The organism is Shinella sp. 20P9.1.1, from assembly GCF_057798995.1.
In genome coordinates this window covers 279511-302355 of record NZ_JBYOLC010000007.1, presented here as the reverse complement: position 1 = coordinate 302355, position 22845 = coordinate 279511, and the positions used below count along the sequence as shown (strand labels likewise).

Below are 22845 nucleotides of genomic sequence, written 5' to 3'. Positions count from 1 at the left end.
GCAACCAGGCGATTCCGTTCCCCCTTCTAGCCATGATTGCGGCCATTTTAAACCGGCCGCCCCGCCTTGCTAGAAGCCCGCCCCCGGTTCGGCGAGATAGGCAGCTTCTGCCGGCGTCGAAATACGTCCGACAAAGCCGTTGCGATGCGGGAAACGGCCATATCGCGCGATGACATCGCGGTGACGAACCGCATAATCCAGATACATCTCGTCGCCATGCGCCTCGAAAAGCTTCACCGAAAGATCCTGATCGGCCAAATCTTCCGAATGCTCGAACGGCATATAGAAGAAATGCCGGCGGTCGTAGGCGACGCCCTTGTCGGCCCCCGCCTCCACCGCCAGACGTGCCTCGCGCAACGCAATCCAGTCGGTCGCAAAGGCCAGCGGCGAGGCGCGGTACATGTTGCGCGGAAACTGGTCGAGCACGATCAGCGCGGCAAGACGCGCCTCCGGGCTCGCACGCCATTCCGCCGTCACCTCGCGCGACAGCGCAAGATGGGTCGCGACGAACTGTTCGTGCACGCGCGCATCCAGCTCCGGCGTCGATTGAAACCAGTCCTTTGCGGTCAATATCTCGCACCAATAACCGACCACCTCCTGCGGTGTCCTGATCCTGCCGTCACTCATCGCGTAATCTCCTGCCTCTTCTGTCCGCGCAATATGGGGGTACCAGCAGGCTTAGCAAGGGGCTGTGTTCGCAAAGCATTTTGCCTTTCATGAGCGCTCCTTCTACCATGCCCACGCCAAGCCCCAACGAAGCCGATTATCCCGGAGGAAGGACGGTCGCCTCCTCCATGCGCCACAAGCTCGCCGGTGATGGCACGGCCCATGATTCCAGCCTCACGACGTCGACCTGTTAATTGGCTCAAGCCATTTCAACACGCTGTCCGGCGGACAGGTCAACAACGCACTGGTCAGCATTGGCGGCAAAAACAAACGGAACGGCGACAGCGGAAATGACCAACCCTGCAGCGGGAATGGCGCGGATAGGCTGACAGGCGTTGCGGTAAAGACTCATTCGTCTTCCGCAGCACGACCGATGTTGGTCTCTCTCCCGGCGCACGCGATCGCATCCTCGATTTTGAGCCCGCCGTGACAACGCTCCGCGTACCCACAGGACACAGCTCCATCTCAATGCACACCAAGACTTTCATAGCCATGCTGGAGAGTTGCACTGGTTCACGGCGATAAGCTGTGGCAAAGCCAAACGTTCTTCGAATATGATACCGACGGCAATGGGATGAACAACTTCCGCCCGGAGATGGGCGGCAGGCCAACGATCACAGCAGGTGATTTTCTGCTTTGAAGAGTATCTGGAAGGCGGCGCCTATGGCTTTGAACAGCGCGCACGATAAGCGCCCCTGAAGGGGAAGTCTTTGTTTAATCAGCGGAATAAGGAAAGTTTTGGTGGGTGATCACGGGCTCGAACCGTGGACCCGCTGATTAAGAGTCAGCTGCTCTACCAACTGAGCTAATCACCCACTTGACCGCTCCAGCGGTCTGACGGGGGCTATAAAGAGCTTCGCAGACCTTGTCTATACCGCAGCCGGAAAAAAATGCGTCTGCGCAAAAATTTCTTCCGCAGCGCAAAATAAACGTCACAAATCCAGCATTCCCGATGCGATGCGGATCGCCTCGCCGCCGATGCGCGCACCGGCAATCGCGCCGCCCGCGACATCGAGATGCAGGTGGATATGCGAGGGGCGGCCCATTTCGACGCCTTGCTCGATCAGGAACGGGTGATGGCCGTCCACCAGCTTGTCGAAGAAATGGATGGCGCCGGACAGGGCGGCGACGGCGGCCCCCGTTGCCGGGTCCTCGGCAATGCCCATATCGGGCGCGAACATGCGGGTGTGGAATTTGGCGAGATGGTTCACGCCGCCCCGGCAGTAGAGATAGGCCGAGGCAAGTCGCCCCTCGGCGAAGGGCGCGCAGCGCTCCCAGAGCGCCGGGTCGAAATCCACCGCCGCGGCAGCCACGAGATCGTGGACGGGGATCATCACGAAGGCGACGCCGGCGCTCCACAGGGAAGGCACGTGGTTTTCAAAGCCGATCTGGCCGGGCTTCAGACTGAAGGCATCGGCGATCGCCTGACGCTCAAAGCTGGCATCGAGGCGCACGGATTTACGCGGCACGTCGAACTCGGCAAAGGCGGCCTTCGTACCGCCGACCTTCACGGCGCAGCGCACCGGCCCGACATTCTCTTCGAGAACGCTCACCAGATCGCGCGAGCCGCCGCCATTGCCATCGCCTGCCTCGGCAATGGCAATGGCCGCGCCAACGGTCGGGTGGCCGGCAAAAGGCAATTCGCGGCCGGGGGTGAAGATACGCAGGCGCGCGGCATGGGCCGGGTTTTCCGGCGTCTTCACGAAGACCGTTTCGGAGAGGTTGAATTCGCCGGCGATGCGCTGCATCGCGGCGTCCTCGAGACCATCTGCATCGAAGACGACGGCCAGCGGATTGCCGGCGAGCCGCGTGTCAGTGAAGACGTCATAGATGGCGTAGCGACGGGACAAGGCACTCTCCGCATTCAGTTTTTACCGCAGGACCACGCCAAAGGTGCCCGAGCACTCCGCCGGGGGCAAGCAGAAATACGCGCTATAAATCGAGCTCCATGACGATGGGGCAATGGTCGGACGCCTTCGGCCGGTCCCAGCCGACGCGCGGATAGCGCTCCACCTCCTGCCCCGGCGGGAAGAGGGTCCGGAAGGGCTGGCCGGCGCGGATGATCTCGGGCACGCGTTTGGCATTGCGCTCGGCAAGCGACGGCGACAGCCAGATATAGTCGAGCTGGCAGAGGTGGCGCTCCTCCGGCCCGCGGCTGTGATAGAGCGTCCAGCGGTCGTCCACCGGCCGGCGCAGCATCGGGTTCACGGCAAAACCGTCTTCGCTGAAGACATCCAGCGCGCTTGCCGCCTCCTGCTGCGGCACGAAACGGTAGCCGCTGCGCTTGTCACCCTCGATCGCCAGCTTCTCCTGATAGTCGTTCATATCGCCGCAAATGGCGAAGGCCTTGTCGGCCGTTTGGCCCTTGCCGAAGCGATCCTCTATGATGCGGCGCACGGCGCGCGCCTCGGCGCGGCGCACGGGCAGGGTGGATTGCCGGCCATCCAGGCCTTCCCGGCCCGGCCCCATCGATTTGAAATGCACGACATAGAGCGTCAGCGGCCGCCCGCCGATGCGCAGGTCCATTTCAAGGCAATCGCGCTTGAAGATCCTGTCCTCCGGCTTGGCGCCCTGCCCGAGATCCGGCGTGTGCAGATCGAAATCCCGATAGGTGACGCCGGCATGGCTGCGGATATCGATGCATTCGATCTTCTGGCCGTCACGCGTCTCCTCGCGCATCAGCACGGAAACGTCGATGCCGCGACTGTCATTGCCTTCGATGAGATATTTCTGACGGTAGCCATTGCCGACCATGCGGAAGAGATAACCGTATTCGAAGGCCTGCAGGGCAGCCATGTTATCGGTTTCCTGCAGGCAGAGAATGTCCGCATCGGCATCCGCGATGGCGAGCGCCGAATGCTGGCGTGTATCGTCGGTATGCGCCACGGTGCGGGCCTCCTCCAGCCGCTGGTATTCCGCCTCGTTTCGGATATCGAAGAGCCGCAGCACGCGATCCTGCCGGACCTGATTGCGGAACCCCGTGAAATCGAAGCGGGTCATGAGGTTTTCGATGTTGAAGGTAGCGAGGCGCAGCGACATGAGGCACTTTCGGTAGGCGGGCGGGACGACAGAGCCGGAGTGTAACCGGCTGACCGGCAATGGAAAGCCTCTTTTACCCTGCAATGTCCGCCCAGTAATAAACCGGCTTGCCACGCCGTCCATCCCTACGGATGATGGGCATTCCGGTGACGAGCGGAGGAGATGCACATGGGGATCGTATCCAGCATTTGGCGGACATTCCCGATGGTCTGGCTGGCGCTCTTCGTCCTCGCCGGCCTGCCCGCACACGCCGCCGAAAGCTACATCACGGCCCCGGGGGAAGCCGCCCGCGCCGCCGGGCTCGTCACCGAATCGCTCGGCAAGCCCCCGCAGGTGCACACGCTGCGCATCACCGACAAGGACGTGACCATGCTCGTGCAGGGCGCGGGCACCAACGATGTCGATGAGTGGCGGGTGCGGCAGGGCACGCGCCTGCTCTTCTTCAGCGCCGAGGTGGTGAGCGGCCCCTCGGCACGCCAGGCGCCCTCCATGGTCGACAATCTGGCAAGCGGCCTCTTCACGCTCGATATGGTGGCGCTGAATAAGGTGGATGCCGTCGCCAGAAGCGCCATCGCCTATGCCAAGCTCGAAGGCGAAGCGAGCGTGCAGTCCATCGAGATCACCAAGCGGGTCTTCCTGCTTCCCGCACCATCCTATGGCGATATCCGCTGGTCGATCTATGTCACCTCGTCGCGTGAAAGCGCGACCGTCTATGCGGATGCCGGCGGCAGGATCATCGGCGGCGACCTGTCCAACACCGCGCGCGCCCGCAACATGAATTTCATCAATGACGACGACTGGCCGAAGGAAGCGGCCCTCGAAAGCCTGACCGGCGTCATCGGCGGCAAACCGGTCATCCGCGATCTCACGGTCTATCCGAAATCCGTGCAGGTGAAGGCCGATCATCCCACCACCAAGGGGGCAACGGTCGGCTATTCCTGGGATATTTCGGGCGTCACGCGCTCGCCCATCGCCTCGCCGATGTTCCCCGGCACCGAGCAGGAGCCGGCGCTGTCGCTTGCCGATATCGATCTTTCCAAGCTCGGCAAGGTTCGCGATGTCGCGAAGAAGGCCTGGGGCAACGACAAATCGACGCTGAACTACATGATGCTGCGACTGTTTTCAGATGGCCCCGGAAAGCCCGAGCAACGCTGGACCGTGCATTTCACCGACTGGACGCAATCGGGCGAGCTGGCGCTCTTCACCAACAGCGGCACGGTGGATCTCACGGCTGACGGCACCGTGCGGGCGACCGACCTGCCCGATGCGCGCCAGCCCAACCGCAACTGGCTCGATGCCACGACGACGCGCGACGTCTTTGCCGTGGTAAGCGAACAATTCGGCAAGAACGCCCGGTTCGCCGAACTCAGCGTGTCCAACGATTCGATGCGCATTCTGGCCGAGGTGCCCGATACGCCCGGCACGATGCGCGAATACAATGCCAACGACCGGGGCATCACCGCCTCCAGCATGATGATGCCGTGGGATGCGGAATTCCATCCCGAGCGGCTGTTCCGCATGGACGACCTCGCCTTCTTCTCCGCGGAAAAACTCAACGAGCTGACCGCCCGCACCTTCACGCGGCTGAAGGTCGGCTCGGACATGTCGCTCAGCCGCTACACCTTCTCCATCGGCCAGCTGATGTCACCGGACGGCAGCTTCATGGTGCCCTCGCCCGATGGCAAGGTGACGCTGGAAATTCGCCTCGAAGGCCAAGACGGCTGGAAGGGCGGGCGCGTCACCTATTCCTCGACCGGCGAGGAAATTGACGTGGTGATGCCGTAATTCCTTAAAGCGTCGTCAATAGCAGGCTAGTCTCGGATTTCGACACGCCGTCCATGGCGCGGATGCCGCGCAGCACCCGCTCGAATTCCACGAGATTTTCCGCATGCAGCTCGGCGACGAGGTCCCAGGCACCGTTCGTCGTGTGCAGCGCGCGCACTTCTGGGATGCCGCGCAGCGCCTTGACGGCGGCGAGCGTCTTCTGGCCGGTGATCTCGATCATCGTGATGGCGCGAACCGCATGGGGATCGTCCGCCTCCGTCACCCGCACGGTGAAACCCGAAATGACGCCGTCGCGCGTCAGCCGGTCTATACGGTTCTGCACCGTGCCGCGCGAAACGTTGAGCTCCGCGGCGAGCGCCGAAAGCGAGGCGCGGCCATCTTTGCGCAGGAGGGCGAGAAGTTTGCGGTCGGTCGTGTCCATGATATCAGCTGCCAGAATGCCAGATTTGAATGACGAAACGGCAATATCAGGTGCAATTTTTTCAAAAGATTGCCGTTTCGCTTGCCGCCATCCTTGGATAGCGTTCATCTCAATGCAACCGCTTTCGACAGGCGCCCTTCATGACGACCGAAAATGCCATCCAAACCGCCGCCGCCCGCGCCAAAAATCTTTCGCTGCTGATGACCCGCTGGCCAAGCGTCACCGGTTCGCCGGACGAAGCGGCTTTCTCCGAGCGGTTGCGGGCGCATCTTGCCGAAACGCCCTATTTCAAACGCCATACTGACCAGCTCTTCACCGTGGACAGCCATGGCGAACCGATGACGCAGAATGTCGTGGCGCTGGTGCGCGGCCGCGGCCGGCGCACGGTGGTGATGGCCGGCCATTTCGATACCGTGTCCATCGCCAATTACGGCACGCTGGCGCCGCTCGCCTGCGATCCGGAACCGCTGACGGAAGCCTTGCTCCAGGAATTGCGCAGCCGCCCGCTGAACGGTGCGGAGGCGAAGGCGCTCAAGGATTTCGAGAGCGGCGATTTCATCGCCGGGCGCGGCCTGCTCGATATGAAGAGCGGCCTTGCCGCCGGCATAGCGGCACTGGAGCGTTTTGCCGGACTGGAGGCACCGGACGGTAACATCCTCTTCGTCGCAACGCCGGACGAGGAGAACCGCTCGCGCGGCATGCGCAGCCTGCGCAATGCCCTGCCGGAGATCGCTCGCCGCTTCGACCTCGATATTGTCGGCGGCATCAATCTGGATGCATCGAGCTGCGAGCGCGACGGCGAGGAAGGCCGTACGGTCTATCTGGGCTCGATCGGCAAATTCGCGCCCTTCGCCTTCGTCATCGGCCGCCCCACCCATGCCGGCTACCCCTTCAACGGCACCAGCGCCCATCGCATCAGCGCGGAAATCGTGCGCGCCATGGATACCGTGCCGGAGCTCAGCGACGAGGCCTTCGGCGAACGGTCCCCGCCGCCGGTGTGCCTGGAAGCCCGCGATATCAGGGATGGCTACGACGTGACGACGCCGGACCGCGTCTGGCTTTCCTTCAACTGGCTGACCCACCGCCGCAGCCCCGCCGATATTCTCGGCGAATTCCGCACAGTCGTGACCGGCGCGCTGAACGCCGCGCTGGAAGCGCAGGATGCCCATCAGGCACGTTATCGCGGCCGGCCGGCCGCGAAGACCGAAGGCAGCGTTCTGACCTATGCTGAGCTTCTGGCGCGATTGAAGACGCGCGGCGGCGATGCCCTCGACCGTCTCGCCGCGCTGGACCGCTCGCTATCAGGCGGCACCGATCCTCTGAAGGTCAGCCGGGAGATCGTGGCGGCAGCTGCGACGGAAGCAGGGATAGAGGGCCCCGCTGTCATTATCGGCTTCGGCAGCCTGCATTATCCGCTGGTCCATCTGGAGCGCGCCGGCGAGACCGGGCGCTTGATACAGGGCCGGCTGGAAACGGTCATGCAGGACGCCGCCAGGCGGCACGGCACGTCGATCAAGTTCAAGCAGATATTTGCCGGCATTTCCGACATGAGCTTCTTCGGTCATCGGCCGGACGCCGGCGAAACCGGCCTGCTCGCCGCCAACACCACGTCAGCGGCCTTCACCGACAACGTGCCGGACGGACTGCTGTCTTTCCCGACGGTCAATATCGGGCCGTGGGGGCGGGATTATCACCAGAAGTGGGAGCGCGTGCATGCGCCCTATACGTTCGAGGTTCTGCCGGATCTGGTGTTCGAATCGGCGCTGGTTTGGCTGGCGGCATAGGCAGGCAAGACCCTCTCTGCCTGCCGGCATCTCCCCCACGAGCGGGGAGAAAAGCCAGCGGCAAGCTCCTCGCAAGAAATCGTTAGCCGAGAGTGCCGCAGGTTAGTCCCTCCCCCTTGTGGGGAGGGATTTAGGGAGGGGTTTCCGCTCAGGCCGCAAGCCGCTCCGTGCTCAGCAGACGACCGAGACGGGAAATGCCCTCCTCGATGGTCGCCGCATCGGCGCAGGAGAAGCTGAGACGCAGCGTGTTGGCGCCGCTGCCATCGGCGTGGAAGGCCTGACCGGGCACGAAGGCGACCTTTTCCGTCTCGATGGAGCGGGCAAGCAGTTTCGCGCCGTCCATGCCGGCCGGCAGCGTGACCCAGACGAACATACCGCCTTCCGGCTTCGTCCAGGAAACGCCTTCCGGCATGTATTTCTGGAGCGCTGCCAGCATGGCATCGCGGCGCGCACTGTAGGCAGCCTTGATCTTGGCCACCTGCGCGTCGAAACCGCGTTCGGCGACATGGGCGATGGCCATCTGGTTGATGGTCGAGGAATGCAGGTCCGCCGCCTGCTTCATCAGCACGAGTTTGCGGATGACGGGCGCAGCCGCGACGATGTAACCGACGCGCAGGCCCGGAGCCAGCGTCTTGGAGAAGGAGCCGCAATAGATGGTTCGGGCGGCGTCGATATTGCCGGTCTTGGCGATTTCCAACGCCAGGATCGGCGGCACGGCTTCGCCGTCATAGCGCAGCGACTGGTAAGCCGCGTCCTCGATAACAGGGATGTCCAGTTCTTCGGCAAGCGACAGCAGCTTTTCGCGGCCGGCGCGATCGACGGTTTCGCCCGTCGGATTGGCAAAATCGGCCGAGAGATAGGCGAACTTGACGCGGCCGCCGGCCTCTTCCGCCGTGGCGCGATAGGCGTCCGGCGTGCGGTTGCCCTGGAGGTTCAGGCGGTCATAGGTCGGCTCGTAGGCATTGAAAGCTTGTAGCGCGCCGAGATAGGTCGGCCAGGTGACGAGGGCCGTATCCTTCGGCGACAGGAAGAGTTTGCCGAGATAGTCGAGGCCCTGCTGCGAACCGGAGACGATGAAGACATTGTCGGCGGTGCAGGGAATGTCGAGCTTGCCCATTTCGCCGGCAAGCCACTCGCGCAGAGGCTTATAGCCCTCGCTGACGGAATATTGCAGGCCTGCATTGGCGCCCTCACCTGCCAGCACGTCCGTATAGGCGGCGGAGAAGGCTTCCTTCGGAAACAGGGCCGGATCCGGAATGCCGCCGGCAAACGAGATGATGTCGGGCCGTTCCAGCAGTTTCAGGAGTTCACGGATTTCGGATGCCTTCATCCGCGACGCGCGGGTCGCGAAGGCCTGTTCCCATTTGAACATAGGGGTTTCCTCGGGCTTGTTGTTTGAACGCACCTCATCACGGCGCCGTATTTATGTCAATAATGCTGACCTAAATATTCGCGCGACGAAAGAGGCGCACCAACAAGGTTACGCGCAGGGAAAGACTGTCCGGAACATAGCCGCTCCGGCACATCTTTCAGATTGCGGGAGCGCTCAGGTGGCGCGGTCGCTGTAAAGGCTGAGCAGCACCAGCATGGCTATACTGCCCAGGATAAAAAGGTCGAACCAGGCGAAGTATTGGATAATCGTGGTCATTGCACCATCCTCCTGACGGCTGAACGAAACACTTGCGCATTTTGTTCCCGTTCGGGCGTTCGCGCAAGATTATTACTTGCTGCGTCGCAATAGATCAGAGGATGCACTGCATTATTTCAGCTTGACTGAAATAGAGAACCGGGCGGAAAACCGCCCGGTCCGTCGTTCACGCTTTGGCGCGCAAACGATTAGTTGACAGCCTTGTCGACCAGCTTGTTCTTGCCGATCCACGGCATCATGCCACGCAGCTTCGCACCGACTTCTTCGATCTGGTGCGAGTCGTTGTTGCGACGGATGCCCTTGAAGCGTGCGCCGCCGGCCTTCCATTCCTGCATCCACTCGGAGGTGAACTTGCCGGTCTGGATGTCGTTGAGGACGCGCTTCATTTCAGCCTTGGTGTCGGCGGTGATGATGCGCGGACCCGTGACGTATTCGCCCCACTCGGCTGTGTTGGAGATCGAGTAGTTCATGTTGGCGATGCCGCCTTCATAGATCAGGTCGACGATGAGCTTTACTTCGTGCAGGCACTCGAAATAGGCCATTTCCGGCGCGTAACCGGCTTCGACCAGCGTTTCGAAGCCGGCGCGGATCAGCTCGACGAGACCGCCGCACAGAACGACCTGTTCGCCGAAGAGGTCGGTTTCGCACTCTTCCTTGAAGTTGGTTTCGATGATGCCCGAACGGCCGCCGCCGACGCCGCAGGCGTAGGAGAGCGCGAGGTCAAGCGCGTTGCCCGAAGCGTTCTGGTGAACGGCAACGAGGCAGGGAACGCCGCCGCCCTTCTGGTATTCGCCGCGAACCGTGTGGCCCGGGCCCTTCGGCGCGATCATGACGACGTCGACCGAGGACTTCGGCTCGATGAGGCCGAAATGCACGTTGAGGCCGTGCGCAAACGCGATGGCAGCGCCGTCACGGATGTTGCCGGCGATTTCGGCCTTGTAGATGTCGGCCTGGAGTTCGTCCGGCGTCGCCATCATCAGGAGGTCGGCCCACTTGGCGGCTTCGGCGACCGTCATGACCTTGAAGCCATCGGCTTCGGCCTTCTTGATCGTCGGCGAACCGGCCTTGAGCGCGATCACGACGCCCTTGGCGCCGGAATCCTTGAGGTTGAGGGCGTGAGCACGGCCCTGCGAGCCGTAGCCGACGATGGCGACGTTCTTCGCCTTGATGAGGTTGAGATCGGCATCACGATCGTAATAGACGCGCATCGATGTTTCCTTCCCTTGCTGTCTGTTTAACCTGAACCGGCGGTTTCTCCTGCCGGCCTTACCTTTTCGCGCCGTGAAGCGTCAGGAAGGCATCGACCGCCTTCTCCGCGCGTGGCGAGAATTCCTTTTTGAGTGCGCTAGCGTCCTCGCCCAGCAACATGCGCAAATGCATGTCGGAGACGACAAGGCCGTAGAGCGTGCCGTATGCCTCGTCAGCGGTGTCGAATGCAAGCAGCTTCGCCTTGCGGCCGGCTTCCAGCAGCGCCGCGGCGCGCTTGCCGATCTGCCGACGGCCGCGCTCCTGCAGCAGGCGGCCCAGACCGGCGCCCTCGCGGCTCGCCTGGCCGATGGCAAGGCGGTTCAGCGCCAGCGACACGTCGCCCGAGAGAACATCGATCAGATCGCCTGCGAAGGCGACGAGATGTTTGCGCAGGCTTTCACTCGTCAGCGCACGCGCATCGACCTCGACCGTGCGCACCTTGCCGGCCTGGTAGGTGATCATCGCCGAGATCAACCCGTCGCGATCGCCGAACCACTTATAAAGGCTTTCCTTCGAACAGTTCGCGGCGCGCGCCACACCGGCGGTGGTCAAGGCCCGCTCGCCGCCTTCCACGAGCAGGCCGAGCGCGCGCTCCAGCACCGCGCCCTGACGTTCCGTCAGTCCCGCGGCGGCTGCGCCCATCTTTGCCTGCTCTGCGATCTGCAAGATTTTCACCCGCCCTTTTGCGTACCGTACCGTACGGTTCGGCATCTTCTAGCGATGTCTGGTGCCGTGGTCAACGATCTTCTCGCGACAATAGAAAAAAGCATGATCTGCCGACTTGATGTTCGCCAAGCGGACACCGCATGGCGCTGCAACGCACAAACGCCATCAAAAATTTCTTCCGCCTATGTCGCTGTTTTGAAACAGAACTCCAAGGGAATGCGATCGCGAGCCGGCTCACAACAAAATATTTCGCTTCCCAATCCGTTTCCTCTTGTTAAGATTTGTGAGACCTGCGGTGCAGCAGGCCGATATGCGTCGCGGATCGGCAAGCCTGAACCCAGGGGTCTATGTACAGGAGTAACAAGCGAAACGCCCTTACGCCAAGGAGACAGAAAATGTTGAATTTCCTGCCAGACCTTCACGAAGGACATGCTCCCATCACGCTTCAGCAACTGTTTGGTGACGCTCTCGAGGCCTTCGATGCCTGGGAAGACGAACGCGCCGAACCGATGGTGATCTTCGAAGACAAGATCGTTCCCATCGGCGCCGTGTTCGACAGCATGCTGGACTGCACCGACCTCCTGCCGCGCACCATGGCGGATATCGTTGCCGATTGCCTTGCCCGCAATCCGGCGGCGGAAAATGCCGACATCGCCACCTTCCGCGATGCCGCCCGCCTTGCATCCGCCCTCGTCGAACAGCGTCGCCTCTGCGGCGAAGCGGCCATTGCCGCTTTCCTCGACCATAACCGCGTCGACAAGCGACGCCCCGCCTGATTTCAGGAAAGCCCCGCTCCGGCGGGGCTTTTTCGGACCGGCAGCACCCATGCGGGAATAATTGGCGGCCCTCGCCCGTTACGGGAGTATCCACCCTCCTGTTTCGGATCCCGCGCCATGCTTCGTCTCGTCGCCGCCGCCTTGCTTGTTTCCGCCCTGCCCGCCGCCGCTGCCGAGGAGCCGCCCTATGTCGGCACCTGGGATTGCGAGGTCTCGACCTTCACCTTCACCGCCGACACCTATGATTCGGGCGAAGGCCCGATGCCGATCCTCAAGAGCGAAAAGGATGGCGGCGCCTATACGCTGACCTTCGCCGACGACTACCGCATCGGTCTCGCCAATTTCACCGGCACAGAGATGGACTGGGCGTCCGAGACGAGCGGCGACATGTTCCATTGCAAGAAGATCCAGAACTAAGAGCACGCCTATGAAAAAGACCCTTCTTGCCGCGCTCTTCACGCTCGCAACCCTTTCCACCGCCGCCAACGCTGCTGAAAGCCGCTGCGGCTGGCTGCAGAACCCGACGCCGGGCAACTGGTGGCTGGACGATGCCGACGGCACATGGACGATGATGAGCCAGGGCGGCGGCACCGAGCCCGACGGCATGGACCGCATTCCCGATATTTCCGAGGGCGACTATGTGCGCACCAACGGCAATTACGGCTATGCCTGCGCCTGCCTGAAGGTCGACACGGACGACGACGAAGGCCGGATCGTCGCGATTTATTCCTTCCGGCAACGGCCCATCTCGCAATGCGCAAACGACGAGGCACTTTCCGCACCGGAATAAGGACGAGCGTGCGGGCGCGTCTTGACCGGTCGCGCCGAAGCACTTATTTCTCCCGCATCGAGATTTGAACGTTGACGTCGCATTTGCGGGTTTCCAGCCTGCAGCTCCACGAACTTCCCCTTCAAATTCGACCACCCAAGGCCGCCCGACGGGCGGCCGAAGATTGATTTGACGGCTAGGAAAGGTTTCGTCATGGCAACTGGTACCGTAAAGTGGTTCAACACGACCAAGGGCTACGGATTCATTCAGCAGGATAGCGGTGAGCCGGACGTTTTCGTCCACATCTCCGCTGTACAGCGCGCGGGCCTCGCTGCCCTCAACGAAGGCCAGAAGGTTTCCTTCGAACTGGTTCGCGACCGTAAGTCCGGCAAGATGTCGGCTGATCAGCTCGTCGCTGCCTGATCTGTCGCAACAGACACCGAAAAAGGCCGGTTTTACCGGCCTTTTTTGTGCGTGCTTTCAGGCATGTTCGACCGGCAGGCGCGATCCGCTCTTGAGGCTTTCCATCGAGATCGACGCCGACACGTCGAAAAGCTCGACCCGGCGCACGATGCGCTTGTAGACCACGTCATAGTGCTCGACACGCGGCAGCACGATCTTCAGGATGTAATCGTAATTGCCGGTCAGCCGGTGCGCCTCGACGACCTCGGGAATATCCGCGATCGCCTTCGAAAACAGCGCGATCCAGTCGTCGCTGTGATGGGCGGTCTTGATGAGGGCAAAAACCGTCGTCGGTACACCCATCTTGTCGCGGTCGAGCAGCGCCACCCGGCCCGCGATATGGCCGCTCTCCTCCAGTCTCTGGATACGCCGCGCGCAGGCCGAGAGCGACAGGCTCACCTTTTCCGCCAGCATGGAAACGGGCGCACCCGCATCCTCCTGCAACAGCGCCAGCAATTTCCGGTCTCGTTCATCCAGCACGCCGGGATTCTCCATCGCTGCCTTCATTCACGCAAGCAATGAGCGTCACTTGAATTTTATGCAAGAAAATTTCCTGCAAATTCGCGGAATGGACGCAAAGTTTGCGAACAATCGCCGCCGGTTGCACTGCATTCTCCCTGCCATCCAGACAGAGCGGAGGAAACGACCATGAAAACGATCGGCCTTATCGGCGGCATGAGCTTCGAGAGCACGGCAGTCTATTACCGCATGATCAACGAGGCTGTGCGCGAACGGCTCGGCGGCCTGCATTCGGCGGAAGTGCTGGTGCATTCGGTCGATTTCCAGTCGATCGTCGAGCTTCAGAATGGCGGCCGCTGGGACGCCGCCGGCGCACGGCTCGGTGCGGTTGCCGCCGGTCTTGAAAAGGCCGGCGCCGATTGCGTGCTGATCTGCACCAACACGATGCACCTCGTCGCCGATACCGTGCAGGCCGCCACCAAGGCAACGCTGCTCAACATCATCGACGAAACCGCAGGCGAAATCCACGCCGCCGGCAAGCACCGTCCGCTGCTGCTTGCCACGCGCTACACGATGGAACACGGGTTTTATGCAGAGCGCATGAAGGCTGCCGGACTCGACGTCATGGTGCCCGATGAGGCAGGCCGCATCCTGATGCACGACGTCATCTTCAACGAACTGTGCCAAGGCAAGGTGCTCGATACCTCGCGCGACCGCGTGCTGGCGCTGATCGATGCCGCACGCGCTGAGGGCGCAGACAGCGTCATCCTCGGCTGCACGGAAATCTGCCTGCTGCTCGATCCCGATGCGCTTGCCCTGCCCGGCTTCGATTCCACGGCGATCCACGCCAGAGCCGCCGTCGATTTCGCCCTCGGCACTGATGTCGCCAGCAAGGCCGCATAATTTATTTGACTCAGTCAATTAAATTGGGAAACATTGTGGTCGAAGGAGATCACCATGACTGCCCATGCCCCTGACGAAGCCGCATCAGACCCGATCGAGACGATCCGCGCCTTCAACCGCTTCTACACCAACCGGATCGGCGTGCTCGACCGCGCCTATCTCGACACGCCCTATACGCTGACGGAAGCGCGCGTCATCTATGAGCTCGCCGCGCGCGGCACCACCTCGGCCTCTGAGCTCACCGAGGAGCTGTCGCTCGATCCCGCCTATCTCAGCCGCCTGCTCAAGACGTTTGTCGGCAAAGGTTTTGTCGATGCCCGCAGGGACCCGGCGGACGGACGCGGACGCCTGCTCGGCCTGACCGAAAACGGCCGGGCCGTCGCGGCCGATCTCGCCATACGTTCCCGGCAAAGCATCGCAAAGCTTATCGAACCTTTAGCGCAAACCGAGCGGCTCGACCTGACGGCGGCGCTGGACCGCGCCACGACCCTGCTCACCGGCGCATCTGGCAAAGCCGTCATCCGTCCCCATCGCCCCGGCGATATGGGCCGCGTGATCGCCAGCCAGGCCCAGAGCTACACCGAAACCTACGGCTGGAACGCGGGATATGAGGCGCTGGTGGCGGAAATCTGCGCGCAGTTCCTGCGCAATTTCGATCCCGCGCGCGAACATTGCTGGATCGCCGAACAGGACGGCCGGTTCGTCGGCAGCGTCTTCCTAGTCAAGGCGAACGAGACGACGGCGAAGCTACGCCTGCTGCATGTCTCGGATGCCGCTCGCGGCCAGGGGCTCGGCACGCTGTTGGTGACGGAGTGCATCCGTTTTGCGCAGGACGCAGGATACAGCAGGCTGGAACTCTGGACGAACGACATCCTGACCGCGGCCCGGCGCATCTATCAGGCGGCCGGCTTCGTGCTGGAAAAGGAAGAGGCGCATCACAGCTTCGGCAAGGACCTCATCGGCCAAACCTGGGCGCTCGATCTCGATGGCTGGCAGCCGCCGGGTCATGCCTCCTGAAGCACGCTCTCCAGCCAGCGGCACTCTTCCAGACCGGCCCGCGTGAACGGGTCGGCAAGCGTGCCGGACACGATCGCCGCAAGGACCTGCGGGGCCGGCGGAATTTTCGCGACCGTCGCCACGAGCCGGTCGCGTAGCCAGGCGATCGCCCGCGAATCCGACTGGTAGAACGGCGTGAAGACATAGGAGAGCAGCTGGAACAGGCGCACATGGTTGCGCCTTGCATTCGCATAGGCCGCAAGCCCCTCGTCCAGCGTCGCCGCCGAAGACAGCGCATGCGCCAGCGCCGCAGCATCCAGCAAAGCCATGTTCGCGCCCTGCCCGAGCTGCGGGCTCGTCGAATGCGCGCTGTCGCCGATGAAGACGATGCCGTCCGCATAGGGCGGCAGTGCGGTGCGGTGGGCGTAGCGGGCGAGCGTCAGCTGGTCCCAGTCCGTGATCTGGTCGAGGAACGGCACCGCCTCCGGCCAGTAGCCGGCAATGCCGGCTTTCCAGCGATCGAGACCGGCCTGCTTCACCGCCTCCGCCTCTGCCGTCTTGAGGCTCCAGAAGAACGCGGCCTTGCGCCCCTCGCCGGCATGCGCCCGGCCGACCGGCAACACGCCGATCATGACTTTCGCAGCGTCATACCGCTGAGAGAGGGCCGTAGAGTCATGCGCGATGCCGTCGCAATCCAGCGTCGCCCAGAAGGCGCCCCAGGGCAGTTCCTTGACCGGCGGCGCAACGACGGAGGCGGCGACGAGCTGAGACCGCGCGCCCGTCGCATCGATTACCAGATCGTAGTCGCCGACGATCTCGCCCTCGGGATCATGCAGCGCCGTGCGAGCCTGCCGCGTTTCGGCTTTCGCCAGCGTGATGCCGGTGCGAATGGGCAGACCTTCCGCTACGACCGCATCATGCAAGGTTGAAAACAACGCGGCACGGTGCACCGCCAAGCCATAGCGCCCGCCGGCCAGAGCATCGTAACGCACATCGAGCACCGTCCTGCCGCTCAGGGCATCGGCGCCGTGCAGCCGATCGATGCGGTTTCCAAGCGCATGGATGGCGGGCGAAAGGCCGAGCGCATCGAGCACGGTCAGCCCTGTCGGCTGCATCAGCAGGCCGGAACCGACAGGAGACGGACGCTCGAAGCGCTCGATCAATTCGACCCGATGGCCGGCACGCGCAAGGAACAGTGCGGCTGCAAGGCCTGCGGGGCCCGCGCCGGCAATGCCGATATCCAGTGGCTTCATGCCCGTCCCCGCTACGTCTTCGTCAGTCCTGTTCCGCGTCGTAAGCCGCGCGTGCGGCACGGATCGCGGTGTGGTTTTCCGAAGACCACTGCACGAGCGTGCGTAGAAGCGCAAGGAAGGAATGGCCGAGCGGCGTCAGCTTGTATTCGACGCTCGGCGGCTGGGTCGGATAGACGGTGCGCGTGAGATAGCCGTCGCGCTGGAGGTCGCGCAGCGTCTGGGTCAGCATGCGCTGCGAAATATCGGGAATCAAGCGGCGCAGCTGCGAGAAGCGGCGCGGCCCATCGGCAAGGCCCAAGATCATCAGCGACGTCCACTTGCCGCCGACGCTGTCGAGCACGTCGCGCACCGGACAGTCGTCCATCGACATGGGCACGCCATCGATGAGCATGACGCGTTCGCCATCGGCGCTGCCGACGATCTTGTTCATAGTCGGTTCCCTCCAGGTAACCACCGCAGAAAAAACTGCCTCCTTTACAGGCTCTATCAGATTACCAGATAAGAGCAAGTCTCAATAAGAGACCGACATCCACGGGTTCGACGGCTCCACCCTGCCCCAGCCGGAAACCCCGCCCAGAAAGGCACAGACATGACCGACACCATTCTCGTCACCGGCGCTTCCGGCCAGCTCGGCCGCCTCGTCCTCGACAACCTCATCGCCTCCGGCAAGGTGGCTCCGGCCGATATCATCGCCACGACGCGCGACGTTGCAAAACTCTCCGGCTATGCCGCCAAGGGTGTCACCGTGCGCGCCGCCGATTTCGACGACCCGGCCTCGCTCGATGCCGCCTTCGCCGGCGCCGGCAAGATCCTGATCATCTCCACCGACGAGCTGGGCGTTCCCGGCAAGCGCCTCGCCCAGCACAAGACCGCCGTCGCTGCCGCCAAGAAGGCCGGCGCCAAGCATATCCTATACACGTCGATCCCGCAGCCGGACGATTCGCTCGTCACCTTCGCCCCCGACCATCTCGGCACCGAACAGGCCATCCAGGCGACCGGCATTCCCTACACGATCCTGCGCGACGGCTGGTATGCAGAAAACCTGTTCATGTCGCTGCCGCATGCACTGCAGACCGGCTCCTGGTACACGGCGACCGGTGAAGGCAAGATCGCCCACATCACGCGCGCTGACACCGCCGCCGCCCTTGCCGGCGCAATCCTGAAGGCCGGCAACGAGAGCAAGATCTATACGCTGACGGGCACCAAGGCGCGCACGGCGGAAGACATCGCCGCCATCGTCTCCGCCGCCACCGGCAAGGAACTGAAGGTCGTGCATGTCACGGATGCGCAGCTTGCCGAGGGCCTGAAGGGCGCCGGCCTGCCGGAAGGCATCATCCCCACCATCGTCTCCTTCGACGCCAACACGCGCGAAGGCAAGATCGCAGCCGTCACCGGCGATGCGGAGGCGCTCTCCGGCCGCAAGCCGACAGCCTTCGAGGATTTCGTTGCCGCCAGCAAGGCAGCCTTCCTCGGGTGATCGCGAAAAGATGCGGCGCTCCGAAGGGGCGCCGCATGGCCGTCAGACATCCTGGCCGCAGGCGCGGCGGTAGCGCCGTACGCTCTCCGCCATGCCATATTCCAGCGCATCGGCGGTCAGGCCGTGGCCGATGGAGACCTCCTCGAGGCGCGGAATGCGGGCCACGAGCGCCGGCAGGTTGGCGACCGTAAGATCATGGCCGGCGTTGACGCCAAGGCCGAGTTCGAAGGCGATATCCGCCGTTTCCCCAAGCAGTTCGACCATGCGCACGGCTTCCGCCGGATTATCGTAGCAGCCGCCATAGGGGCCTGTGTAAAGCTCGATCCGGTCGGCCCCGAGATCGCGCGCGATCGTCAGCGATTCCCGATCCGGCTCGCCATCGGCGAAGACCGAAACGCGCAGGCCGAATTTCTTCAGCCGCTCGATGATGTTGCCGAGCAGATTGTGGTTCTTGCGGAAATCCCAGCCGTGGTCGGAGGTCGCCTGCGCCGGATCATCCGGCACCAGCGTCACCTGCTCGGGACGGTGCTCCTCGATGAGGCGCATGAAATTCTCTTCCGGGAAGCCCTCGATGTTGAATTCCGTACCGGAAAATTCGGTGTCGATGAGGCTGCGGATCATGCCGAGATCGCTGAAGCGCACATGGCGCTGGTCGGGGCGCGGATGCACGGTCAGTCCTGAAGCGCCCGCCTCAAGCGCAATTCGGCCAAGTGCCGTGACGCTCGGCCAGGGCAGGTCCCGGCGGTTGCGCAGCATGGCGATTGCGTTGAGATTGACCGACAGTTTCGCAGGCATGACGACGCGGGCTCCTATGACTGAAAACAAGGTCTAGCGCGTTGTTTCCACAAGGGCAATCGCCTGAAAACGCTGGATGGCGGTACGATGGCGGACAATTGCCGCACACGCGGTCAACCACCCCTTGCCGTTCATCAAGAATCACCGCTAAACTCCCCGTGATTTTTGGGGGTAGCGGTCATTCCGGCCGCCTCTGTTCCGAAATGGGGAAGGAACTCAGGCAGCGACGATGGCCTCCTCTGTGGCGACACCATGAGCAGGACCGACAGGCCGCCGTGCGATCTCGTGCGGCGCGCGCTTCATGCCGTCATTGCCAGCGAAACCTTCGCCCGCTCCGAGCGGTTGCGCTCGTTCCTCTCCTATGTCGTGGAAAACGAACTGGCCGGCAAAGCCGCCCAGCTCAAGGGTTACAGCATCGGCATAGACGTCTTCGGCCGGCCGCCGGGCTTCGATGCCGGCAATGATCCGCTGGTGCGCGTGCAGGCCGGCAAGCTGCGCAAGCTTCTCGAACAGTATTACGAGACCGAAGGCACGACTGAACAGCTGCGCATCCGCGTGCCGCTCGGCAGTTACGTCCCGGAATACAGCGTTGCGCAAATCGCGGCGGATGCCGGCGATGAACCGGCAATTGACGAGGCGGAGACAACGCGGCTTCTCGCCAATGCCGTATCGAGGCCAAAGCGCTCATGGCTTCCCAAGCCGATCTCCTCGCCGCTTGCGCTCTTCTCGCTGCTGCCGCTGCTCTTCCTTGCGCCCTCCTTCTATCCCGAAGCCACCAATGCGGCCGTCGCCAAGGTGCAGCAGGTATTGTCGATGCAAAACAGGCTCGGCGGCATGGTCGAGCTGCTGCCGCAGCTGCACATCCTGCAATGCTGGCCGCAGAGCGGCGAGTGCAACGCGCTTGCCCGCGCCATTTCCAATTCGGCGGAATATCACCGCACCGTGCGTCTGGCAGATACGCTTGAGACCGGTGCGCCGCCGCCGCTTTCCTATTCCATCCGCGTGGAGAACCGGCCGGATGGGCTCGGCGTCTATGCAAGACTGATCCACGATCAGTCCGGCGCCACGATCTACGCGCGGCATTTTTCGCGTGATCAATTGAAGAGCGAAGCGGGCATCGCCTATGAAGCCGTCGCCTTCGCCGCCCGGACCCTTTCGGCCAGCGGGCCGCTTTACCGCCACGCTATCCGCAAGGGGACGGCAAGCAGCGTGATGGAATGCCTTTCCCACAGCAGCCAGTCGACGCCGCGCGGCACGCCGCACTTCCGCCAGCCGGCGGCCTGCACGATCACGCCGGGCGCAGCGCTGGCCGAAGCGGCAATCGTTGACGACGCCGGCGCCACCCTGACGCGATAGTCCGCTCTTCCCCGCCGCAAAGCGGGAAGCCCACCCAGGAAATACATCCCTAGATATAACGATAGGCACGCCCGGCCCCAGAGTTTATTTTATGAACCTGGGCGGATTGGTATTCTGTGCCGCTTCGGGGTTTGGATCCCTGCACAATCTCCTCTCGAGATGGATCTGGAACTCTGGCAGAGTCGTAGGTGGTTTCCTGGCAGACAGGCCGGAGAAGCAGCGAGCGATAATGGGGCGTTTTTCGCCGTCTTGAAGCCTCGTCTCTGAACGAGGTGTAGGCTGGCGACCGGGGGTAATGACATGACCGATCTTCTTTTTTGCGGGCTGCTTTCATGATGACGAACGAGTCGAAGAAAGTCGCCGCCGACGCCCGCTCCGGCGCGCGTAAATCCATCCGTTATCTGCCCGTGACCCCGCTCCCGGAAAATCTGCCGGCGGGACGCCTGGCGATCGCCGACATGGCCAACGCCTTCGGCGTCACGCATCGCACGCTTCATTTCTACGAGGAAAAGGGCCTGCTGAAGGCCGCTCGCGTCGGGCCCATGCGCGTCTATGGCCCGGAAGAAATCCAGCAGATGGCGGTGGTCAACACCTGTCGCGAGACGGGCATGCCCGTCGCGGTCATCCAGGAACTGCTGGAGCGCCTTTCGTCCGCCGAAAGCCAGGACGAGGCCGACATGATCTTCCGCACCGCTATGACGGCGCGCAAGCGCGAGCTGGCCGCCCAGCAATCTACGATCCGCCGCCAGATGCAGCAGATCAACGAACTGCTCGATTTCACCGGCGCGCTCGAGCCCGAGACCAACGACAACACGCCGCAGGCGCATCTGACCGCCGGGGAACTGCGCTGCCTCTCGCTGATGGCCGAGGGCTATCCGACGAGCCGCATCGCCCGAGCGCTCGAAGTCGAGCCCGGCGAAGTGCAGGTTATGGAAAAGAACATCATCGCCAAGTTCAACAGCAACAACCGTTTCCAGGCCGTCGCCAAGGCGGTCATGCTCGGGATCGTCGGCCATTAAGGCTGGCGTTAAGCGGCCGGACATGATGACCGGCCTCTCGTCTCCGCCTCCTGAAAGGCGGTTCGTCGTACGGGTCCCATAGCAATTCCAGCAAAAGTGCACCGCGGTTTTGCGCCCGGAATTGCGTGAGAAAAATGGATGGATCCTTTTCGCGCTTCAGCGAAAAAGATCCGTCTATCGTACGATGGTGAGCGTTTCCGCGGCGCGCGTAATGGCAGTGTAAAGCCAGCGTTCACGTGTGTCGCGGAATGCAAAACTCTCATCGAACAGAACGACATCGTTCCACTGCGAGCCCTGTGCCTTGTGCACGGTCAACGCATAGCCAAAATCGAACTCGTCATAGCGCTTGCGCGTCGACCACGGGATTTCCTCCTCGAGGTTCTCGAAGGCCGCCTTCAGCAACTTGATCTTGGCCGCGCCGCGATCCATGTCGTCGTCCTCGGGCCTGATCATCAGGTTGATGCCGGGCTTCACCGTTTCCTTCGACGAGCTCATCACCTGCCAGAGCGAGCCGTTGAGCAGACCCTTGGCCGGGTCGTTGCGCAGGCACACCAGCTTGTCGCCGGACTGCGGATAGTCCGTCGTAAACCCCTTCAGCTCGCGAAGACGCTGGTTATAGCGCCGGCGCGTGCGGTTGGTGCCGACAAGCACCTGATCGGCCTCGAGCACCAGGGTCTGGTCGACCTCGTTGCGGCCGATGACGCGGGCGGCGCCATAGTCGCCATAACCGATGTCGTTGCCCTCGCGCACCTGCATGGCAAGGCGGATGATCGGGTTGTCGCGCGCCTGCCGGTGGATGTCCGTCAGCAGGTAATCCGGCTCCTGATTGGTGAAGTAACCACCACCGGTGACCGGCGGCAGCTGGCCGGGATCGCCAAGCACCAGGATCGGCGTGCCGAAGCTCATGAGGTCCCGGCCGAGCGCCTCGTCGACCATCGAGCATTCGTCGACCACCACGAGGGCCGCCTTGGCGACCGGGCTCTGGCGATTGATCGAGAACATCGGCGAGATCGAGGTCTTGCCCGTCTCCTCGTCCGACACCTCTTCCTCGCCGCGCGGGCGGTAGATCAGCGAATGAATCGTCTTGGCATTGCTCGCGCCCTTGGAGCGCAGCACCTGCGCCGCCTTGCCGGTGAAAGCGGCAAACAACACCTCACCGTCGACATTTTCGGCGAAATGCCGCGCCAGCGTCGTCTTGCCCGTTCCGGCATAGCCGAACAGCCGGAAAAGCGGTTCGCGCCCGTCCTTCAGCCACTTTGCGACAGCCTTGAGCGCTTCATCCTGTTGGGGTGCGAATTCCATGCCGGGACTTGGCAGGATTCG

24 protein-coding genes and 1 tRNA gene are annotated in these 22845 nt (G+C 62.8%); 11 read left to right on the top strand and 14 right to left on the bottom strand.

The annotated features are described in order from the left end of the window. Nucleotides 1-69: 69 nt before the first annotated feature. From AC27VQ_RS14915 to AC27VQ_RS14895, 5 genes are all read right to left on the bottom strand, one after another. Nucleotides 70-627 carry a DUF924 family protein gene (locus AC27VQ_RS14915; protein ID WP_488716867.1) on the bottom strand — a complete coding sequence of 186 codons (558 nt, stop codon included), beginning with the start codon at nucleotides 625-627 and terminating at the stop codon, nucleotides 70-72. A gap of 238 nt (nucleotides 628-865) precedes the next feature. Further along, the gene (locus AC27VQ_RS14910) at nucleotides 866-1018 is read right to left on the bottom strand and encodes a hypothetical protein (protein ID WP_488716866.1); all 153 of its coding nucleotides are present in this window, start codon (nucleotides 1016-1018) and stop codon (nucleotides 866-868) included. Between the two features lie 387 nt (nucleotides 1019-1405). Continuing rightward, nucleotides 1406-1481, bottom strand: a tRNA-Lys gene (locus AC27VQ_RS14905). Nucleotides 1482-1598: 117 nt separating this feature from the next. Continuing rightward, nucleotides 1599-2516 carry a PhzF family phenazine biosynthesis protein gene (locus tag AC27VQ_RS14900; RefSeq protein ID WP_488716865.1) on the bottom strand — a complete coding sequence of 306 codons (918 nt, stop codon included), beginning with the start codon at nucleotides 2514-2516 and terminating at the stop codon, nucleotides 1599-1601. A gap of 82 nt (nucleotides 2517-2598) precedes the next feature. Further along, on the bottom strand, nucleotides 2599-3705 hold the full coding sequence (locus tag AC27VQ_RS14895; RefSeq protein ID WP_488716864.1) for an endonuclease/exonuclease/phosphatase family protein: 1107 nt from the start codon (nucleotides 3703-3705) through the stop codon (nucleotides 2599-2601). Between the two features lie 168 nt (nucleotides 3706-3873). Between AC27VQ_RS14895 and AC27VQ_RS14890 the strand changes: the two genes are divergently transcribed. Next, a complete protein-coding gene (locus tag AC27VQ_RS14890; RefSeq protein ID WP_488716863.1) occupies nucleotides 3874-5490 on the top strand; it encodes a hypothetical protein in 1617 nt (538 codons plus the stop codon). Between the two features lie 4 nt (nucleotides 5491-5494). On the opposite strand, the gene AC27VQ_RS14885 is transcribed toward AC27VQ_RS14890, so the two are convergent. Continuing rightward, nucleotides 5495-5911 (bottom strand): Lrp/AsnC family transcriptional regulator, encoded by a 417-nt coding sequence (locus AC27VQ_RS14885; protein ID WP_421593510.1) that lies wholly within the window; start codon nucleotides 5909-5911, stop codon nucleotides 5495-5497. Between the two features lie 140 nt (nucleotides 5912-6051). Here AC27VQ_RS14885 and AC27VQ_RS14880 point away from each other — a divergent pair, with 140 nt between their 5' ends. Further along, nucleotides 6052-7695 (top strand): M20/M25/M40 family metallo-hydrolase, encoded by a 1644-nt coding sequence (locus AC27VQ_RS14880; protein ID WP_488716862.1) that lies wholly within the window; start codon nucleotides 6052-6054, stop codon nucleotides 7693-7695. A gap of 148 nt (nucleotides 7696-7843) precedes the next feature. Here AC27VQ_RS14880 and AC27VQ_RS14875 read toward each other — a convergent pair whose 3' ends face one another. From AC27VQ_RS14875 to AC27VQ_RS14865, 3 genes are all read right to left on the bottom strand, one after another. Then, entirely contained in the window at nucleotides 7844-9067 is a 1224-nt protein-coding gene (locus AC27VQ_RS14875) for an aminotransferase-like domain-containing protein (RefSeq protein WP_488716861.1), read from the bottom strand. 464 nt (nucleotides 9068-9531) lie between these two features. Next, on the bottom strand, nucleotides 9532-10551 hold the full coding sequence (gene ilvC, locus AC27VQ_RS14870) for a ketol-acid reductoisomerase (RefSeq protein WP_117366444.1): 1020 nt from the start codon (nucleotides 10549-10551) through the stop codon (nucleotides 9532-9534). Nucleotides 10552-10609: 58 nt separating this feature from the next. After that, nucleotides 10610-11233 (bottom strand): TetR/AcrR family transcriptional regulator C-terminal domain-containing protein, encoded by a 624-nt coding sequence (locus AC27VQ_RS14865; protein ID WP_488716890.1) that lies wholly within the window; start codon nucleotides 11231-11233, stop codon nucleotides 10610-10612. A gap of 419 nt (nucleotides 11234-11652) precedes the next feature. On the opposite strand from AC27VQ_RS14865, the gene AC27VQ_RS14860 reads away from it, so the two are divergent. The 4 genes from AC27VQ_RS14860 (at nucleotide 11653) to AC27VQ_RS14845 (ending at nucleotide 13225) form a co-directional block, all read left to right on the top strand. Beyond that, nucleotides 11653-12033, top strand: a complete 381-nt coding sequence (locus tag AC27VQ_RS14860) for a BRA0787 family protein (RefSeq protein ID WP_488716860.1) — start codon at nucleotides 11653-11655, stop codon at nucleotides 12031-12033. A 117-nt stretch (nucleotides 12034-12150) separates the two neighbouring features. After that, nucleotides 12151-12450 (top strand): hypothetical protein, encoded by a 300-nt coding sequence (locus tag AC27VQ_RS14855; RefSeq protein WP_313527254.1) that lies wholly within the window; start codon nucleotides 12151-12153, stop codon nucleotides 12448-12450. A gap of 10 nt (nucleotides 12451-12460) precedes the next feature. After that, nucleotides 12461-12823, top strand: coding sequence for a DUF4087 domain-containing protein (locus tag AC27VQ_RS14850; protein ID WP_488716859.1), 363 nt, complete (start codon nucleotides 12461-12463; stop codon nucleotides 12821-12823). A 192-nt stretch (nucleotides 12824-13015) separates the two neighbouring features. After that, on the top strand, nucleotides 13016-13225 hold the full coding sequence (locus tag AC27VQ_RS14845) for a cold-shock protein (protein ID WP_064330432.1): 210 nt from the start codon (nucleotides 13016-13018) through the stop codon (nucleotides 13223-13225). 57 nt (nucleotides 13226-13282) lie between these two features. On the opposite strand, the gene AC27VQ_RS14840 is transcribed toward AC27VQ_RS14845, so the two are convergent. Further along, complete coding sequence (locus tag AC27VQ_RS14840; RefSeq protein ID WP_421593581.1) at nucleotides 13283-13744, bottom strand: Lrp/AsnC family transcriptional regulator; 462 nt, start codon at nucleotides 13742-13744, stop codon at nucleotides 13283-13285. 168 nt (nucleotides 13745-13912) lie between these two features. On the opposite strand from AC27VQ_RS14840, the gene AC27VQ_RS14835 reads away from it, so the two are divergent. Together AC27VQ_RS14835 and AC27VQ_RS14830 are read left to right on the top strand one after the other, a co-directional pair. After that, nucleotides 13913-14626 (top strand): aspartate/glutamate racemase family protein, encoded by a 714-nt coding sequence (locus tag AC27VQ_RS14835; RefSeq protein ID WP_488716858.1) that lies wholly within the window; start codon nucleotides 13913-13915, stop codon nucleotides 14624-14626. Between the two features lie 54 nt (nucleotides 14627-14680). Next, nucleotides 14681-15643, top strand: a complete 963-nt coding sequence (locus AC27VQ_RS14830; RefSeq protein WP_488716857.1) for a bifunctional helix-turn-helix transcriptional regulator/GNAT family N-acetyltransferase — start codon at nucleotides 14681-14683, stop codon at nucleotides 15641-15643. On the opposite strand, the gene AC27VQ_RS14825 is transcribed toward AC27VQ_RS14830, so the two are convergent. Together AC27VQ_RS14825 and AC27VQ_RS14820 are read right to left on the bottom strand one after the other, a co-directional pair. Continuing rightward, nucleotides 15631-16875, bottom strand: a complete 1245-nt coding sequence (locus AC27VQ_RS14825; protein ID WP_488716856.1) for an FAD-dependent oxidoreductase — start codon at nucleotides 16873-16875, stop codon at nucleotides 15631-15633. The two genes, AC27VQ_RS14830 and AC27VQ_RS14825, sit on opposite strands and share 13 nt — an antisense overlap. A gap of 22 nt (nucleotides 16876-16897) precedes the next feature. After that, complete coding sequence (locus AC27VQ_RS14820) at nucleotides 16898-17305, bottom strand: winged helix-turn-helix transcriptional regulator (RefSeq protein WP_488716855.1); 408 nt, start codon at nucleotides 17303-17305, stop codon at nucleotides 16898-16900. A gap of 159 nt (nucleotides 17306-17464) precedes the next feature. On the opposite strand from AC27VQ_RS14820, the gene AC27VQ_RS14815 reads away from it, so the two are divergent. Then, on the top strand, nucleotides 17465-18352 hold the full coding sequence (locus AC27VQ_RS14815) for an SDR family oxidoreductase (protein ID WP_488716854.1): 888 nt from the start codon (nucleotides 17465-17467) through the stop codon (nucleotides 18350-18352). 42 nt (nucleotides 18353-18394) lie between these two features. Here the strand turns inward: AC27VQ_RS14815 and AC27VQ_RS14810 are convergent, their stop codons facing one another. Beyond that, on the bottom strand, nucleotides 18395-19147 hold the full coding sequence (locus tag AC27VQ_RS14810) for a pyridoxine 5'-phosphate synthase (protein WP_488716853.1): 753 nt from the start codon (nucleotides 19145-19147) through the stop codon (nucleotides 18395-18397). Nucleotides 19148-19399: 252 nt separating this feature from the next. Here AC27VQ_RS14810 and AC27VQ_RS14805 point away from each other — a divergent pair, with 252 nt between their 5' ends. Further along, a complete protein-coding gene (locus AC27VQ_RS14805) occupies nucleotides 19400-20503 on the top strand; it encodes a hypothetical protein (RefSeq protein WP_488716852.1) in 1104 nt (367 codons plus the stop codon). Nucleotides 20504-20838: 335 nt separating this feature from the next. Beyond that, a complete protein-coding gene (locus AC27VQ_RS14800; RefSeq protein ID WP_488716889.1) occupies nucleotides 20839-21522 on the top strand; it encodes a MerR family transcriptional regulator in 684 nt (227 codons plus the stop codon). A gap of 174 nt (nucleotides 21523-21696) precedes the next feature. Here the strand turns inward: AC27VQ_RS14800 and AC27VQ_RS14795 are convergent, their stop codons facing one another. After that, a complete protein-coding gene (locus AC27VQ_RS14795) occupies nucleotides 21697-22824 on the bottom strand; it encodes an ATP-dependent DNA helicase (RefSeq protein ID WP_313527220.1) in 1128 nt (375 codons plus the stop codon). Nucleotides 22825-22845: the final 21 nt, after the last annotated feature.

Coding starts and splice junctions, on each gene's coding strand:
- AC27VQ_RS14910 (WP_488716866.1), bottom strand. CDS start 1,018: ATGAGTCTTTACCGCAACGCCTGTCAGCCTATCCGCGCCATTCCCGCT.
- AC27VQ_RS14850 (WP_488716859.1), top strand. CDS start 12,461: ATGAAAAAGACCCTTCTTGCCGCGCTCTTCACGCTCGCAACCCTTTCC.
- AC27VQ_RS14800 (WP_488716889.1), top strand. CDS start 20,839: ATGACGAACGAGTCGAAGAAAGTCGCCGCCGACGCCCGCTCCGGCGCG.
- AC27VQ_RS14795 (WP_313527220.1), bottom strand. CDS start 22,824: ATGGAATTCGCACCCCAACAGGATGAAGCGCTCAAGGCTGTCGCAAAG.
- AC27VQ_RS14875 (WP_488716861.1), bottom strand. CDS start 9,067: ATGTTCAAATGGGAACAGGCCTTCGCGACCCGCGCGTCGCGGATGAAG.
- AC27VQ_RS14855 (WP_313527254.1), top strand. CDS start 12,151: ATGCTTCGTCTCGTCGCCGCCGCCTTGCTTGTTTCCGCCCTGCCCGCC.
- AC27VQ_RS14885 (WP_421593510.1), bottom strand. CDS start 5,911: ATGGACACGACCGACCGCAAACTTCTCGCCCTCCTGCGCAAAGATGGC.
- AC27VQ_RS14815 (WP_488716854.1), top strand. CDS start 17,465: ATGACCGACACCATTCTCGTCACCGGCGCTTCCGGCCAGCTCGGCCGC.
- AC27VQ_RS14835 (WP_488716858.1), top strand. CDS start 13,913: ATGAAAACGATCGGCCTTATCGGCGGCATGAGCTTCGAGAGCACGGCA.
- AC27VQ_RS14895 (WP_488716864.1), bottom strand. CDS start 3,705: ATGTCGCTGCGCCTCGCTACCTTCAACATCGAAAACCTCATGACCCGC.
- AC27VQ_RS14805 (WP_488716852.1), top strand. CDS start 19,400: ATGAGCAGGACCGACAGGCCGCCGTGCGATCTCGTGCGGCGCGCGCTT.
- AC27VQ_RS14860 (WP_488716860.1), top strand. CDS start 11,653: ATGTTGAATTTCCTGCCAGACCTTCACGAAGGACATGCTCCCATCACG.
- AC27VQ_RS14820 (WP_488716855.1), bottom strand. CDS start 17,305: ATGAACAAGATCGTCGGCAGCGCCGATGGCGAACGCGTCATGCTCATC.
- AC27VQ_RS14915 (WP_488716867.1), bottom strand. CDS start 627: ATGAGTGACGGCAGGATCAGGACACCGCAGGAGGTGGTCGGTTATTGG.
- AC27VQ_RS14890 (WP_488716863.1), top strand. CDS start 3,874: ATGGGGATCGTATCCAGCATTTGGCGGACATTCCCGATGGTCTGGCTG.
- AC27VQ_RS14865 (WP_488716890.1), bottom strand. CDS start 11,233: ATGGGCGCAGCCGCCGCGGGACTGACGGAACGTCAGGGCGCGGTGCTG.
- AC27VQ_RS14830 (WP_488716857.1), top strand. CDS start 14,681: ATGACTGCCCATGCCCCTGACGAAGCCGCATCAGACCCGATCGAGACG.
- ilvC (WP_117366444.1), bottom strand. CDS start 10,551: ATGCGCGTCTATTACGATCGTGATGCCGATCTCAACCTCATCAAGGCG.
- AC27VQ_RS14810 (WP_488716853.1), bottom strand. CDS start 19,147: ATGCCTGCGAAACTGTCGGTCAATCTCAACGCAATCGCCATGCTGCGC.
- AC27VQ_RS14845 (WP_064330432.1), top strand. CDS start 13,016: ATGGCAACTGGTACCGTAAAGTGGTTCAACACGACCAAGGGCTACGGA.
- AC27VQ_RS14825 (WP_488716856.1), bottom strand. CDS start 16,875: ATGAAGCCACTGGATATCGGCATTGCCGGCGCGGGCCCCGCAGGCCTT.
- AC27VQ_RS14880 (WP_488716862.1), top strand. CDS start 6,052: ATGACGACCGAAAATGCCATCCAAACCGCCGCCGCCCGCGCCAAAAAT.